Below are 14,632 nucleotides of genomic sequence, written 5' to 3' on the forward strand. Positions count from 1 at the left end.
GCGGTTAATACAAAATAACGTAATTGCTCATGATTTTGTGGAAGGCTGGCGCACGCTGTTCCTTTTGACCAGCTCTCCGCTGAGCAACACGCTGGTATGGTTGTTATTCCGCCCCTGGTCTATTTTACTGACCAGTAAATCAACGGCGGCGGCGCCCAGCTTTTTATTCCCCACCTTCACGGTAGTCAGTGCCGGTTCCATCACCCCGGAGACCGGGAGGTCGTCAAAACCGATAACTGAAACATCGTCGGGCACGCGGAATCCACATTCATGTAGCGCTCTGATACAGCCGTAGGCGACGATGTCATTAATACAAAAATAGCCTTGCGCAATTTTTCCTGCTGCCCTGATATGGCTGAGCATGGCCTCATATGCCGATCGGGCGTTCGGACTGACGCAAACCAGATTCTCCTCTGCGGATCTCAGCCCTATCGTCGGTACCAGTTCATGAAATGCCTGCTCACGTTGTCTGAAATTTGGCGTATGCGCATCGCTGTATACCAGCCCAACATTCTCTATTCCGGCACGTTTGAAATGGTGAAGAATATTGTAAATCGCCGCGCGATTATTCATGTTAATAAAATCAAAGGGTAAAAAATCATTCACATTATCGATAATCACAAAGGGGACTGATAATCGGCGCAGGGGCGTAAAGTCCCCCTGCTCGAACTCGGTGCCAAGGATGACCAGCCCATCGGCGAGGGCTCCGCTATTCTGCGACCTGACGATCTCTTCAACGTTTTTTTTATCATAGCCCACAACCTCAAGCGCATAGCCGTATTTTCCGGCCTGTTCAATTAGCCCATCAATATATCCGCTGATAAACAGGTTATGCGCCTCGTTGATCGTTTCACCGTGTAAAGCAATTTTCAGGAATCGCAATACGCCGCGAATTTCTCGTGCCGAAGATTGCTGATAATTTAATTCATGGGCAATTTTCAGGATTTTCTCCCGCGTCTCTACGGACAATCCTTTTTTACCGTTAATCGCTATCGATACCGCGCTCAAAGAAACGTTGGCCTTTTTAGCAATATCTTTAATTTTAACCATGGTGAGAATTCAACCCTATGTATTACAAGCTTTATTTGACGATCTTTTATTTTATAAACCCTAGCCTGTTAGTGAATTTAAACATGTGATAGGAATCACAATTCTTTTTTCTTAAAATCATTTTAGTAAAATTTTAGTTTACGCCGTAGCGGACCAATTTCATTATCAAAACAGATATCCGGCGGGTATCAAGCCATTAATTAAATATCAGCCCTGTAAGGATTTACCAAATGAAGAAGTTCGTTAATACCCCTGGTGAATATGTGGCGGAAATGCTCGAGGGAATTTACGCGGCGCACCCCCGATACCTTAAATATGCCGATAACGACCGCCACTGCCTGGTGACCGCCCAGGAGACTCGCCCGGGGAAAGTTGGCATTGTCACCGGCGGCGGTTCGGGCCATCTGCCGCTGTTTCTCGGGTACGTCGGGAATAATTTGCTCGATGGCTGCGCCGTCGGCGATGTTTTTCAATCTCCGTCCGCCGATCGGATTTTACAGGTGACAAAAGCGGTGGATAAAGGGGCCGGCGTGCTTTACCTCTATGGCAATTACAGCGGAGACATCCTCAACTTCGACATGGCTTGCGAGATGGCGGAGATGGAAGGTATCAGAACGCTATCCGTACGCGGGGCCGATGACGTCGGCTCGGCCCCGGCTGAGCGGGCGGCAACCCGGCGCGGCGTAGCCGGCATTTTTTTCATGTATAAAATCGCCGGCGCCGCCGCCGCGGCCGGTTTATCCCTCGATGACGTCGCCAGAGTGGCTAAACAGGCCGGCGATTGCACCAGAACGATTGGCATTGGGCTCTCACCCTGCATCATTCCTGAAGTGGGTCACGCCGCCTTCTCGGTGGCCGAGAATGAAATGGCGATTGGCATGGGTATCCATGGCGAACCCGGAATTTCAACAGCCGCGCTCGGCACCGCCGACGAAATTATTGACCGCATCCTGCCCCTGCTTCTTAACGAACTGAATTTTAACCTCGGTGACCGCGCTGCCGTTCTGCTGAATGGCCTGGGGGGCACGCCTCTGGATGAGCTTTACATTCTTTTCCGCCGGGTCAAACAAACGCTGGACGAACGCGGCATCACCGTATTCCACGCGTATCAGGGGGAGTACGCCACGGCAATGGAAATGACCGGGTTTTCATTGTCCCTTTGTAAGCTCAACGATGAGCTGGCGGGCTACCTCGCCACCTCCGCCTGTACCCCCTTCTTCTCTCAGCCGGAACTGGATGGCTAAAGGTACGATATGAAAACTGAACTGACATTTAACGATACGACAGGCCTTATTGCCGCGTGGTCTGCCGAAATGAGCCTGAAGCGGGATGAATTGATCAAATTAGACCAGGCCGTGGGCGACGGCGACCTTGGCATCACGATGCAAAAAGCCTTCCATGCCGCGCAGCAGATACGGCCCGAGCAGGAGAAAGGGATTGCTCATTACCTCGTTCAGTGCGGCTTTGCGATGGCCAGGGCGGCGCCATCGACAATGGGAACGCTGATGGCCACCGGCTTTATGCGCGGGGGAAAAGCGCTGGCGTCGGAGCTGATGACGCTCAGCGCCGCGGATCTGGCCGCCTTCTTCAGCGCCTTTACTCAGGGTATTGCGGAGCGGGGAAAAGCCCAGCCCGGGGAAAAAACCGTGCTGGATGTCTTATTGCCGGCCAGCGGCGCGTTAGCGCAGGAAACCGCCGCGGGAGCGCCGCTCGGCAGCGCGGCGAAAGCCGCTCATACCGCCGCGATGGCCGGACTGGAAGCAACCCGAACCATGTTTCCACGTCACGGCAAAGCGGCGGCGTTTGCCGACAGCAGCGCGGGTAAAGAAGATCCCGGCGGCACCGCCGCGCTGATTCTTTTTAGCGTACTTAGCCGCTACGTTAATAACTAACAAGACGACTCACCTTTATTCAGGCAGTAAAAATCCGGAACTCCCGGCGCCCGTCGCTCATTTCCGGAATATATCCTTCAACATCTGACGAGGTCTCTGTGAAAAAACTATATGGTATTACCACAGCAATGATTACGCCGTTTAATGACGACGACACCATTAATTATGACAGCATCGAAGCGCTAACCGATTTCCTTGTTGAGAAAGGCGTGCACTGTCTTTATCCGCTGGGCACCACCGGCGAAATGTTGCGCCTCAGCGAACAAGAGCGGAAGAAAGTTGCCGAAACCGTCATTAAAAGAAATAACCAACGAGCGACGGTTTATATTCACGTCGGTGCGATGACCACAGCAGAAACGCTGTCGCTTGCCCGGCATGCGGTAGAGGCCGGGGCTGACGGAATCGGCGTCGTGACCCCATCATTCTTCGGCGCAAACGACCGCGAGCTGGAAGCTTATTTTGTTGCCGTCGCCAATGCCGTTCCCCACGATTTCCCGGTGTATCTCTACAATATTCCGCAGTGCGCCGCGAACAACCTCTCTGCTGACGTCGCCCAGCGCGTTGCGGATAGATGTAAGAATGTCGTGGGGATTAAATACAGCTATCCGGACTACCTCACCGTCAACCAGTACCTTGCCATCAAGGACTATGATTTTTCCGTGATGGTCGGCGCCGACCGCCTGTTTCTTCCGGCACTGGCGATGGGCTGCGATGGCGTGGTTTCAGGGGTTTCCTGCGTTTACCCGGAGCCTTTTATCAAAATTTATGAGGCCTTTAATCGCGGAGATATTCCGGGCGCCCGCGCCGCCCAGCGCCAGGCGAATAAATATTGCGAACTGCTGAAAAACGGCGGCAATATGTCCTACTTTAAAGAAGGACTTAAATATCGCGGAATTAATGCCGGCGGGATGCGCGCGCCGCAATTAAATATTACTCCCGAAGAGGTGCAGAGCCTGATTGCCGGGCTGGCCGAACTGGAAACCTCAGCCCCTATTTAACTTCGACGAACAATATAAATTTTAAACAAATAACGTCGATGCCAAGATGAAGTTTAGAGGATTCTTTCATGAGAAGAACAGACTCTGTATCCGTACCTGATAATGCCCTCAGCCAGAATAAAGTTAACGTCATTCCCGGAGCAAAGCTCAGATGGTATCTGGTGGTGATTATTTTGCTGGCCGCGGTGGTCAACTATCTCGACCGCGCCAATCTCAGCGTCGCGAACTCGACCATTGCCGCTGAATTTGGCCTGTCGTCATTTCAGATGGGACTACTGCTATCGGCTTTTCTGTGGCCCTATGCGCTGGCCAATCTCCCTGCCGGGTATCTTGTCGACCGCTTCGGCCCCAAAAAGATGTTTTCCTTTGCCGCCGGGGGCTGGTCGCTGGTGACGATATTCTGCGCGTTTGCCAACGGGTTTGGGATAATGTACGCCCTGCGCATGCTGCTGGGCGTAACGGAATCGCCGTTTTTTACCTCCGGCGTCAAGGTCACCAATAGCTGGTTCAGTAAAGAAGAGCGCGGCTTTCCAACCGCCCTGTTCAACACCGGATCGCAGATTGCCAACGCCATCGCGCCCCCCATACTGACGATCCTGATGCTGACGATGGGCTGGCGAGGCATGTTTATCGTCATTGGGGTTCTCGGGCTGGTGATCCTGCTCGCATGGCTGCGGTTTTATCGCGAACCCACCGCGGAAGAGGCCCCGCAAGACAAAATTGTCGACCACCATCAGCCATCTTCCGCACCTTCCCGCAGCTGGGGTTCCCTGTTCCGCGAGCGCTCGACGTGGGGGATGGTCGTAGGCTGTTTCGGGATTTACTTTACGGTCTGGGTCTACCTGACCTGGCTGCCGCGTTACCTTGAGCACGATCGTCATATGAGCCTGATGAATACCGGCTGGCTGGCCGCCATCCCGTTCTTTGTCGGTATTTTTGGCGTGCTGCTGGGGGGCGTTATTTCAGACTTCCTGATTAGAAAAGGCATGAAAGCCATTACCGCGCGTAAGATCCCGATCGTCGGCGGAGCGCTGATTGCGGCATGTGCCGTGGCGCCGGTACCTTACATTGAAAGTACGCCGCTGTGTATGTTGTTACTGACTATTGGTTATTTCGCCGCACAGCTTCCTTCAGGCGCGATCTGGGCGCTGGTGACGGACGTTGCGCCCGCGGGCTCGGTAGGCTCTCTCGGCTCCATTCAGAATTTTGGCGGTTTCCTGGGCGCGGCGCTGGCCCCTATCGTTGCCGGTTTAATTCTCGATACGACCAATAACTTTACCAATGTCTTCCTTGCCGGTGCGGCTCTGTTATTACTCGGGGCTCTCAGCTATGCCTTTGTTCTGAAAGAACCTATCAGGAGCGAGGAACATTCGTAGCGATAACCACGCTCTTAGCCCGGTGCACCGGGTTCGGGATCAAGAAGCCGATGACTCCTGATTACGGCTGGAGCGTATTCGGAGTTAAAGAATCCCTTTAGTTTGAGGTATCAGCCTGGCCTAATGCAGGACGGGACGGACCCAATCAGACCGGCATACGGAGAAGGTCAGAAATGAAACAACCCCAGGTAATTTAATTGCCTGGGGTTTATATTTGGCGGAGCATAGACTACCTGCCATGGAAAATTATCCTCTGATTTGCTTGCAATTCCGACTGATACTTTTTTTTCCAAAAAGTTGAATTGACCTACTGAATTTATATTGTGTCTTTTTAACGTTCTTCCTTTGCTGAAGTGCCGGGCTAAGATCCTATTGTAGGGTCCATTAAGTTAACCGGTCTATTAATGAAATGATGCACGCCTATCGCATAATCATGCCTGCGATAAAAAGGACACCAGGTATAAATTAATACAAATATTACCTGGATTACAGGCTACAGTAACTGGCAACGCGACCACTACTATAACGATGATGAGTAAATTAGCCTTCGCCAACGCTTGACGCTTGACGCTGTAGTATATTCCTGATAACACATGCATCTTCGACGCTGCTGGATATTTGGCTTAGACTTGTTCACCCAGGTAAGATATTGGTGCTATACTCGGCATCGTATACTCTGGGTTGTTCTTGCTTTAAGGGAGCTACTTTTCCGCACAGCGATTTCGTGAATTCTATTTACAGTTAGTTTTGGACCAAGGAGAACCTGTTCAGTGAAAGACAATACGCAGAAAATATTTTCCCTCATTGAGAAAAATGTAGCCAATCTTAGCACCCCATTGATTATTGGTATCAGTGGAACATATACCTCTGGTAAAACTCATTTTGCGGACGGACTGGCGCAGTACCTGCAAAGTCAGGGGAAAAAGACACAGCTTATTCACTATGATGACTTTCATTATCCGTTTGCTGATATAAATTGGACCCAAAAAAGTGGTGATGAAATTAATGCTTTTTATAATAATGCTTTTGATTACGAAAAGCTTATTGAAGAAGTCATTAGCCCGCTGAAGCAGCACGGTGTAATTAAAAAAGAAATTGACTGTATAGATCTCGGCAGCGGCAAGCACACGAACAAGATACATGTTGATATTAATGAAGAAACCATCGTAATTCTGGAAGGAGTTCTTTTATTTCGTTCTCCTTTATTACACTTTCTGGATTATAAAGTTTTCTTAGAGATATCTGTCGAAGAAATGTTAAGTAGAGGGAGCATTCGGGACGTGCCAAAATTTGGGCAAAGCATTCTCGATTTATACAAAAGCAGATATATTCCTGTTCATCATCGCCACCTGGATGAAGATAGCCCCAGAGAAGTCGCTGACATGGTTATCGACAATACCAGCTATATCAATCCCATAGTAATAAAATGATAAAAAAACAGTTATGCCGCGCTAACGACTCCAGGCTAGCAGGAGCAGAATCGCTTACTCTTTAGACAGCCGATGAATAAATTTGCCTATCCTCTGATAAGGAAGTGCATTCCCTGGCCACCTAACAGGTCATAAAAATTGCCTCCCCTCTTTTTGTCCTGATAATTATCACGAGAAAATCCGATTCTAAAATAATTAACGGAATGATAAAAAAATACCGCAAAGAATTATATCAGCATAATGTACGACACAGTTTATCTCGTATGCGCCGAGGGACGCTGCAAGGTAATAAAATCCAGAGTCAACGGTTCATCCCACGAAAGGCGTTTCTTTAAAGCGAGGGGACAGTTTACCGGTACGATGGCGATAAAATCGCAACCAGCAGCAGGCGCACTATTTTCTACCTGCCTGGGAGTGAAGGGGTTGTCATATTTTTGCTCACGCTATTGCGTCGAATCCGCAGACCGGGACGCGCGAAGGCGCTCCCGCAGCTCAAAAGCTTACGTGACACCGTTACTTATCGTCGAAGCAGCAAGAAAAAACGGTGCTGACGCCCTTTTCTCGCGATTACAACATCGCCTCGCGCATCATCTCGATCAGTTTTCTCAGGCCCGGGTGGAGCTGCCTGCGGCTGGGGTAATACATCACCATCGGCTCATCCTCGCATATCCAGCCGGGAAGCACCTGCACCAGCTGCCCGCTCTCCAGCAGCGGGCGCGTCCGCACGTCCAGACAGTAGGCCAGTCCGAAGCCGTTCAGGGCGGTATCGATAATCATCTCGGTTTCATTAAGGATCAGCGAGCCGGGAACATCCAGCGCCAGCGCCTCCCCGGAGTGTTTAAGCTGCCATTTATATACCGTCCCGTTGCCGAGGCGCATGCGGATACACTGATGCTGAAACAGGTCGTCGGGGTGCTCGAGAGGAAGATGGGCGTTACGGGTCAGATAGGTCGGGGAAGCCACCACAATCCACTTCAGCTTGCGGGTCAGCGGCATGGCAATCATGTCGCGCGGCACGCTTTCGCCGTAGCGGATCCCGGCGTCATATCCGCTACCGATGATATCCACCAGCGTATTATCGACGGCGATCTCCAGCTGCAGCCGCGGGTGCATGGCCATAAATTTCGCCAGCACCGGAGCAAACAGCAGCTGGGCCGCATCGCGGGGGATATTAATCCGCAGCCGCCCCACCGGCGATTCGCGATAATGATCCAGTTCATCCAGCGCCAGGCGGATATGGGAAAAGCCCGCTTCCAAATGGCCGAGCAGCGCCTCGCCGGCATCGGTCGGCACCACCGAACGGCTGGTGCGGTTGAGCAGACGCACGGCAAGCCGTTCTTCCAGCCCGCGCATGGTATGACTCAGCGCGGAAGTCGAAACACCAAGTTCCGCAGCCGCAAGGCGAAAGCTTTTACGCCGACAGATAGTTAAAAATACGTTCAGATCGGCGAGCTCGCCGCGAACCGGTGCTGGCATAAAAGAGCCCTCTGTCATCAAGGATTCGTTGAAATTAATTCAACTTAACATGAGTTAGTATAGAGCCAACTATCGACAGGAGGAAACATGGCAATCGAAACCATTCACATCGCCGGCATTTCACAACCGGTCAGCCGTATCGGTCTTGGCACCTGGGCAATGGGCGGCAGTATGTGGGGCGGCAGTCATGACGAACAGTCGATTGCCACGCTGCACGAAGCGCTGGACCGTGGCATCAATCTTATCGATACCGCGCCGGCTTACGGCTTTGGCCACTCGGAGGAAGTGGTCGGCAAGGCGCTGGCGGGCCGCCGCGACCGGGCGATTATCGCCACCAAGGTCGCCCTGGACTGGGACGATGCGGGCTGCATTACCCGCAATTCCACCCCCCAGCGTATCCGTCAGGAGATTGAAGATTCACTTCGCCGCCTGCAAACCGACTATATTGACCTGTACCAGGTCCACTGGCCGGACGAGCTGGTGGCCGTCGAGGAGACGGCGCGCGTCCTCGAAACGCTGCAGCAGCAGGGAAAAGTTCGCGCGCTGGGGGTCAGCAACTACTCTCCGGCGCAGATGGATCGGTTTCGCAACGCGGCGCCGCTGGCGACCCTGCAGCCGCCGCTCAACCTATTTGAGCGCGGGCAGACGCAAAGCGAGCTGCTGCCTTATGCTGAACGGCATCAGCTGGTGGTCCTCGCCTATGGCGCTATCTGCCGCGGCCTGCTGTCGGGGCGGATGACCCCGGAAACGATATTTGGCGCCGACGATCTGCGCAGCATCGATCCGAAATTCCAGCCGCCGCGCTATGCGCACTATCTTGCGGCGGTTGCGGCGCTAAAAAACTTCGCTCAGCAGCGCTTCGGCAAGAGCGTAATGGCGCTGGCGCTGCGCTGGGTACTGGACGCCGGCCCAACCGTTGCGCTGTGGGGCGCCCGTCGTCCGCAGCAGCTGGCGGGGCTCGAAGAGGTTGCCGGCTGGCAGCTGACCGTGGAGGATAAGCAGGAGATTGACGCAATCCTCGCGCAGCATATCGCCGAACCGCTGGGGGCGGAATTTATGGCGCCGCCGCACCGCCGCTAATCGCGGCCAAAATCGCTGACGCGCCCCGTGCAGTTCGCTGCACGGGGCGCATTTGTTGTTCACCTGCACAAGTCAAAATAAAAATGATCTCATCGCTCAATGAACACCCTCGCGATAAGGATACTGATGAAGTTTCCCTCTCGCGCACCGCTCTGCTGAAGGCGCTGTTCGCGCTCGGCACCGGCGGTTTCGCTATCGGTACCGGCGAATTCGTCATTATGGGTCTGCTACCCGATGCGGCCAGCGGGCTGCGCGTCTCGATCCCTTCCGCCGGCCATCTGATCAGCATCTATGCGCTGGGCGTGGTGGTCGGCGCGCCGCTGCTGGCGGTTCTCGGCGCGCGCTGGGCGCGGCGGGACTTTCTGGTAGCCCTGATGGCGATGTTCGCCGCGGGTAATCTGCTCAGCGCCGTTGCGCCGGGCTACTACTCCATGCTGCTGGCGCGCTTCCTCTCCGGGTTCCCGCACGGCACCTTCTTCGGGGTGGCAGCGCTGCTGGCTGCCAGCCTGGTGGATCGCACTAAGCGCGCCCGGGCGGTCTCGATGGTGCTGCTGGGCCTGACTATCGCTAACCTGCTGGGGGTTCCGGCAGTGGCCGCCATCGGACAGCTGTTCGGCTGGCGGTGCGCCTTCGCTATCGTCGGCGGTCTGGCGGTGCTGACGCTGATTCTGGTTCGCGCCTGGGTGCCCTGGCGCGCCGGCGATAAGGCGGCCAGCCCGCTGCGCGAGCTGACGGCGCTGACCAGCAAGCAGGTGCTGCTGACGCTGGCCATCGGCGCCATCGGCAGCGGCGGAATGTTCTCAATCTTCAGCTACGTGAAGCCGACGATGCTGGAGCTGGCCCACCAGCCGGTGGCGATGATCCCGGTGATTCTGGCGATGTTTGGTCTGGGGATGATTATCGGCAACATCGTCGGCGGCCGCCTGGCGGAGCGCGGTCTGGAAAAAACCATTCGTCTACTGCTGGTCTGGGCGATTGTGGTGATGAGCGCCTACGTGTATACCGCGCATTACGCGTGGCCCGGCGCGATCACCGTGATGCTGGTGGGTACCATGGTGTCGCTCTCCTCGGTCCTGCAAATTCGCCTGATGGATGTCGCCGGCGATGCGCAAACCATGGCGGCGGCGATGAACCACTCCGCGTTTAACATCGCCAATGCGCTGGGCGCCTGGCTGGGCGGGGTCACCATTTCCGCCGGTTTCGGCTGGCAGTCCACCGGCTGGATCGGGGCCATCCTCGCGCTCTGCGGCCTGCTGATCCACGCCTGGGCGGCGATCGATGCCCGAAAACGCGCCCCTTTACCCCATTGAGGATGATGTGATGATCCTAACCCTGGCGCTTGCTGAAGCCCTGATTGCCGGCGGCATCGCGCTACGCAATGCTCAGGGCGCGCTTATCGGCGCGATCGGCGTTTCCGGCGCCAGCAAAGATCGGGACCGGCAGATTGCCGTTTTTGCCATAGCGGCAGCCACGGCGCCCCGCGCATAGCCACGGCGGGCGGCACATACGCCTTCGCGTCACCGCGCCGCCCTCCCGCCCGTTCCCCCTTCGCCTTTTCTCCCCTCCCGCGGCTCAGAGCATCCCCGCGGGAGTTAGCCTCGCTTTCATTAAAAATCCGCCAAATCAAGTGACAAAATCGAACCGACATCACATTAAGCCGCGCTTTAGCGGCCAGCGGTCGAAATTTGTGAAATCGATCATACTTGTATTATTGCATTATTGTCATACAAGTTTATAACCTCTTTACTACAAAAAACGATCGTGCAGTTATCGACCTTTTAACAAGGAGTCAACTATGTCTTCCGGCGTTGAACAGTATCGAATCTACGCAATCCGCTATGCCCACCACCATCGGATGGCGCGGGACAACTTTATCGGCGGCGATCTCCATGACGGCCCGATGCCCATTGACTACTTTATCTGGGTGATCCAGAACGACGCCCGCACCATCGTGCTGGATACCGGCTTCGATGAGCAGATGGCGCAGCAGCGCGGGCGCACCATCATCCATCCGATCGCCGAAGGCCTGGCGCAAATTGGTGTCGATCCGGCAAGCGTCGCCGACGTCATTATCAGCCATATGCACTACGACCACGCCGGTAACCACGCGCTGTTCCCGGCCGCGACCTTCCATCTGCAGGATCGCGAAATGGCCTTCTGTACCGGGCGCTGCATGTGCCACCACGAAGTCCGTCACCCCTTCGATGTGGAAGACGTGAAAGCGATGGTTGATAAACTGTTCGCCGGCCGCGTCCGCTTTCATAACGGCGACGGCCAGCTGGCGCCGGGCATTACCCTGCATCGCACCGGCGGCCACTCTGACGGCCTGCAGATCGTCCGCGTCAATACCGCCCGCGGCTGGGTGGTACTCGCCTCGGACGCGGCGCACTTTTACGCCAATATCGAACAGGGCCGCCCCTATCCGGTGGTGTTCAACGTTGGCGATATGATGGAAGGCTACGACATCGTCAAACGCCTGGCCGACTCCGCCGACCATATCGTTCCCGGTCACGATCCCCTGGTTCTACGCCGCTACCCGGCATCTTCCGCCGAAACGGAGGGGTGGATCGTCCGCGTCGATCGGCAACCGCAGCCGCTTTCTTCATGCTGAAAAGGAGCATCCCATGATCGTTGAAATGCGCATTTACCACTGTATGCCGGGTCGCCTACCGGCGCTGCTGGAACGTTTTCGCCATACCACCCTCGGTTTCTTTGAGAAATACGGTATTAAACAAATTGGTTTCTGGACGACCGCCGTCGGCGAGAGCAACCACACCCTGACCTATCTGCTGAGCTGGGAAGATATGGCCGAACGCGAAAAATGCTGGAATGCGTTCCAGGCCGACGTGGCCTGGCAGGAGAAGCGCGCGGAGAGCGAGCGTCAGCAGGCCATTGTGTGTCGTATCGAAAATAGCTTTCTGCTACCCACTGATTTTTCGGCGCTGCGCTAGCGCTGCCGTTTCTGTCGTTAAGAGAGGTTGACGTGAAAAGTATCCACACCGTGGGATTTATTGGTTTAGGCATGATGGGAACGCCCATGGCCACCAGCCTGAGCGAGGCGGGCTACGCCCTGCTGCTGCATGATGCCGATCGGTTGCGCGCCGGCGCGCTGGCGGAATCGCTGCACGCCGGGCTGCTGTCGGCGGACGGCGCCGCCGGCCTGGACGTGCTCATCACCATGTTGCCCAACTCCGACATCGTCGAGGAGGTGCTGTTCGGCCAGCAGTGGGCCGAACGCCTGCCCGCTGGCGCAGTGGTCATTGATATGAGCTCCTCCGTGCCGTCCCGCTCGCGGGATCTGGCGCAGCGTCTGCAGCAGCAGGGCTTACATTATCTCGATGCCCCGGTTTCCGGCGGCGTCAAGCGCGCAGAACAGGGCAAGCTGGCCATTCTGGTCGGCGGCGAAGAGGGCGTGCTGTCCCGCTGCCGGGCGCTGCTGTCGGCGATGGGCAGTTCCGTCCTGCATATCGGTGCCGCCGGCAGCGGTCACGCGGCGAAGGCGCTGAATAACTATGTTTCCGCCGCCGGGCTGACCGCCACGGTGGAAGCGCTGCAGGTTGCCCGCCGTTTCGGCATCGACCCGCAGGTGATGACCGATGTGCTAAACGCCTCCAGCGGCCGCAGCAATACCTCAGAAAACAAGGTGAAACAATTTATGCTGAGCGGCAGTTACGCTTCAGGCTTTGCCCTGAAGTTAATGGATAAAGATCTGCAAATCGCCAAAGGGCTGGCCACCGCGGTCGATTATCCGCTGCGCCTCGGCGAGCAGTGTATCGATCTCTGGCACCAGTGCGCGGCGACCGTATCGGCCAGCGCCGACCATACGGAGATGTACCGCTTGCTGGACGATAACGCGCCATCCACAGGAAACTGATCATGTCCCATACCACACAGTTTTATATCGATGGTCGCTGGGTTGATCCGGTTGCGCCGCGCTGGTTCACGGCGATCGACCCGGCCACCGAGCAGCCCATTTGCCAGTTAGCCCTCGGGAACGTGCAGGACGTCGACCGGGCGGTCGCCGCCGCGCGGCGGGCCTTTCCCGGCTGGGCTGAAACCGCGGTTGCCGAACGCATCGCGCTATTAAAACGCATTCTGAGCGGGTATCAGCGCCGCTACGACGAGTTTGTCGACGCGATTCATCGTGAAATGGGCGCGCCGCTCGCATTCGCCCGCAATGGGCAGGCGGTACGCGGCGTAGCCCATCTGGAGACGCTGATTACGGTGCTGGAAAATTTCGCCTTTGAAGAACGGCGCGGCAGCACCCGCCTGCGTCTGGAACCGATCGGCGTTTGCGGGCTGATAACTCCCTGGAACTGGCCGGTGAATCAGGTGGTGGTGAAAGTGCTGCCGGCGCTGGCGGCGGGCTGCACCATGGTGCTGAAGCCCAGCGAATACTCCCCGCTCAGCGCCCTGCTGCTTGCCGAAGTGCTGCATGACGCCGGAGTTCCCGCCGGGGTGTTCAACCTGGTCAACGGCGATGGCCCAGGCGTCGGCGCCGCCCTGGCGGCGCACCCGGACGTAGAGATGGTGTCGTTTACCGGCTCGACTCGCGCCGGGATCGAAGTCGCCAGGCTGGCCGCTCCCGGCGTCAAGCGCGTGGCGCAGGAGCTGGGGGGCAAATCGGCCAATCTCCTGCTGGATGATGTCGACCTGCAAAACGCCGTGACCCGCGCGGTGGCCGCCTGTTTTACCAATAGCGGACAGTCCTGCTCGATCCCGACGCGTTTACTGGTCCCCCGCACTCAACTGGATGAGGTTAACGCCATCGCGCGCCGGGCCGCTATGCAGTATCGCGCGGGGCCCGGCGACGATGATAAACCCCGGCTCGGCCCGCTGGTCAACCGCACGCAGTTTGACCGCGTTCAGCAGCTCATTCAGCGCGGCATCGATGAACGAGCGGAACTGCTGATCGGCGGCACCGGCAGGCCGCCAGGCGTCGAGAAAGGCTACTACGTGCAGCCGACAATTTTCAGCCAGGTGACTCCCGACATGACCATTGCCCGCGAAGAGATCTTTGGCCCGGTGCTCTGCATTATGCCCTATGACGATGAAAACCAGGCCGTGGATATGGCCAATGGTTCCGACTACGGCCTGGCCGCCTACGTGCAGTCTGGCGATCCCGAACGCGCGCGGGCGATAGCCCGGCGGCTGCGCGCCGGCCAGGTGCATATCAACTATCCCCCCGTGGATTTTCACGCCCCCTTCGGCGGCTATCGCCGGTCCGGCAACGGACGCGAGTGGGGAGAAGCCGGCCTGCGCGAGTATCTGGAGGTGAAGGCGATGATCGGCTATCACCCGGCCTGATCGGCAAAAAAATTTTAGCCATT

Annotated in this window: 14 protein-coding genes and 1 pseudogene; 12 read left to right on the forward strand and 3 right to left on the reverse strand. The window is 56.2% G+C overall.

The window, feature by feature from the left end; genetic code table 11:
• Positions 1–27 precede the first annotated feature (27 nt).
• A complete protein-coding gene (locus MMW58_RS18680) occupies positions 28–1,050 on the reverse strand; it encodes a LacI family DNA-binding transcriptional regulator (RefSeq protein WP_241721821.1) in 1,023 nt (340 codons plus the stop codon).
• Positions 1,051–1,280: 230 nt separating this feature from the next.
• Here MMW58_RS18680 and MMW58_RS18685 point away from each other — a divergent pair, with 230 nt between their 5' ends.
• From MMW58_RS18685 to MMW58_RS18705, 5 genes are all read left to right on the forward strand, one after another.
• A complete protein-coding gene (locus MMW58_RS18685; RefSeq protein ID WP_241721822.1) occupies positions 1,281–2,294 on the forward strand; it encodes a dihydroxyacetone kinase subunit DhaK in 1,014 nt (337 codons plus the stop codon).
• 9 nt (positions 2,295–2,303) lie between these two features.
• Positions 2,304–2,942 carry a dihydroxyacetone kinase family protein gene (locus MMW58_RS18690; protein ID WP_241721823.1) on the forward strand — a complete coding sequence of 213 codons (639 nt, stop codon included), beginning with the start codon at positions 2,304–2,306 and terminating at the stop codon, positions 2,940–2,942.
• A 98-nt stretch (positions 2,943–3,040) separates the two neighbouring features.
• Positions 3,041–3,940, forward strand: coding sequence for a dihydrodipicolinate synthase family protein (locus tag MMW58_RS18695; protein ID WP_133597223.1), 900 nt, complete (start codon positions 3,041–3,043; stop codon positions 3,938–3,940).
• A gap of 68 nt (positions 3,941–4,008) precedes the next feature.
• Positions 4,009–5,316, forward strand: a complete 1,308-nt coding sequence (locus MMW58_RS18700) for an MFS transporter (protein WP_241721824.1) — start codon at positions 4,009–4,011, stop codon at positions 5,314–5,316.
• 770 nt (positions 5,317–6,086) lie between these two features.
• On the forward strand, positions 6,087–6,746 hold the full coding sequence (locus tag MMW58_RS18705; protein ID WP_166646115.1) for a nucleoside/nucleotide kinase family protein: 660 nt from the start codon (positions 6,087–6,089) through the stop codon (positions 6,744–6,746).
• Between the two features lie 266 nt (positions 6,747–7,012).
• Here MMW58_RS18705 and MMW58_RS18710 read toward each other — a convergent pair.
• Together MMW58_RS18710 and MMW58_RS18715 are read right to left on the reverse strand one after the other, a co-directional pair.
• Positions 7,013–7,135, reverse strand: a pseudogene (locus MMW58_RS18710) (LysR family transcriptional regulator); the annotation flags it as partial.
• A 178-nt stretch (positions 7,136–7,313) separates the two neighbouring features.
• Complete coding sequence (locus MMW58_RS18715) at positions 7,314–8,222, reverse strand: LysR family transcriptional regulator (RefSeq protein WP_181955428.1); 909 nt, start codon at positions 8,220–8,222, stop codon at positions 7,314–7,316.
• 87 nt (positions 8,223–8,309) lie between these two features.
• On the opposite strand from MMW58_RS18715, the gene MMW58_RS18720 reads away from it, so the two are divergent.
• The 7 genes from MMW58_RS18720 (at position 8,310) to MMW58_RS18750 (ending at position 14,609) form a co-directional block, all read left to right on the forward strand.
• Entirely contained in the window at positions 8,310–9,302 is a 993-nt protein-coding gene (locus MMW58_RS18720) for an aldo/keto reductase (protein ID WP_241721825.1), read from the forward strand.
• Positions 9,303–9,385: 83 nt separating this feature from the next.
• The gene (locus MMW58_RS18725; RefSeq protein WP_133597214.1) at positions 9,386–10,612 is read left to right on the forward strand and encodes an MFS transporter; all 1,227 of its coding nucleotides are present in this window, start codon (positions 9,386–9,388) and stop codon (positions 10,610–10,612) included.
• 10 nt (positions 10,613–10,622) lie between these two features.
• Positions 10,623–10,790, forward strand: coding sequence for a heme-binding protein (locus MMW58_RS18730; RefSeq protein ID WP_241721826.1), 168 nt, complete (start codon positions 10,623–10,625; stop codon positions 10,788–10,790).
• 307 nt (positions 10,791–11,097) lie between these two features.
• Complete coding sequence (locus tag MMW58_RS18735; RefSeq protein WP_241721827.1) at positions 11,098–11,913, forward strand: N-acyl homoserine lactonase family protein; 816 nt, start codon at positions 11,098–11,100, stop codon at positions 11,911–11,913.
• 13 nt (positions 11,914–11,926) lie between these two features.
• On the forward strand, positions 11,927–12,253 hold the full coding sequence (locus tag MMW58_RS18740) for an NIPSNAP family protein (protein WP_133597208.1): 327 nt from the start codon (positions 11,927–11,929) through the stop codon (positions 12,251–12,253).
• 32 nt (positions 12,254–12,285) lie between these two features.
• Positions 12,286–13,176, forward strand: a complete 891-nt coding sequence (locus MMW58_RS18745) for an NAD(P)-dependent oxidoreductase (RefSeq protein ID WP_241721828.1) — start codon at positions 12,286–12,288, stop codon at positions 13,174–13,176.
• Positions 13,177–13,178: 2 nt separating this feature from the next.
• Positions 13,179–14,609 (forward strand): aldehyde dehydrogenase family protein, encoded by a 1,431-nt coding sequence (locus tag MMW58_RS18750; RefSeq protein ID WP_241721829.1) that lies wholly within the window; start codon positions 13,179–13,181, stop codon positions 14,607–14,609.
• The last annotated feature ends 23 nt before the right edge of the window (positions 14,610–14,632 follow it).

Origin of the sequence: Klebsiella sp. HC6, from assembly GCF_022605325.1 — a bacterium.
Classification (GTDB): Bacteria; Pseudomonadota; Gammaproteobacteria; order Enterobacterales; family Enterobacteriaceae; genus Klebsiella; species Klebsiella terrigena.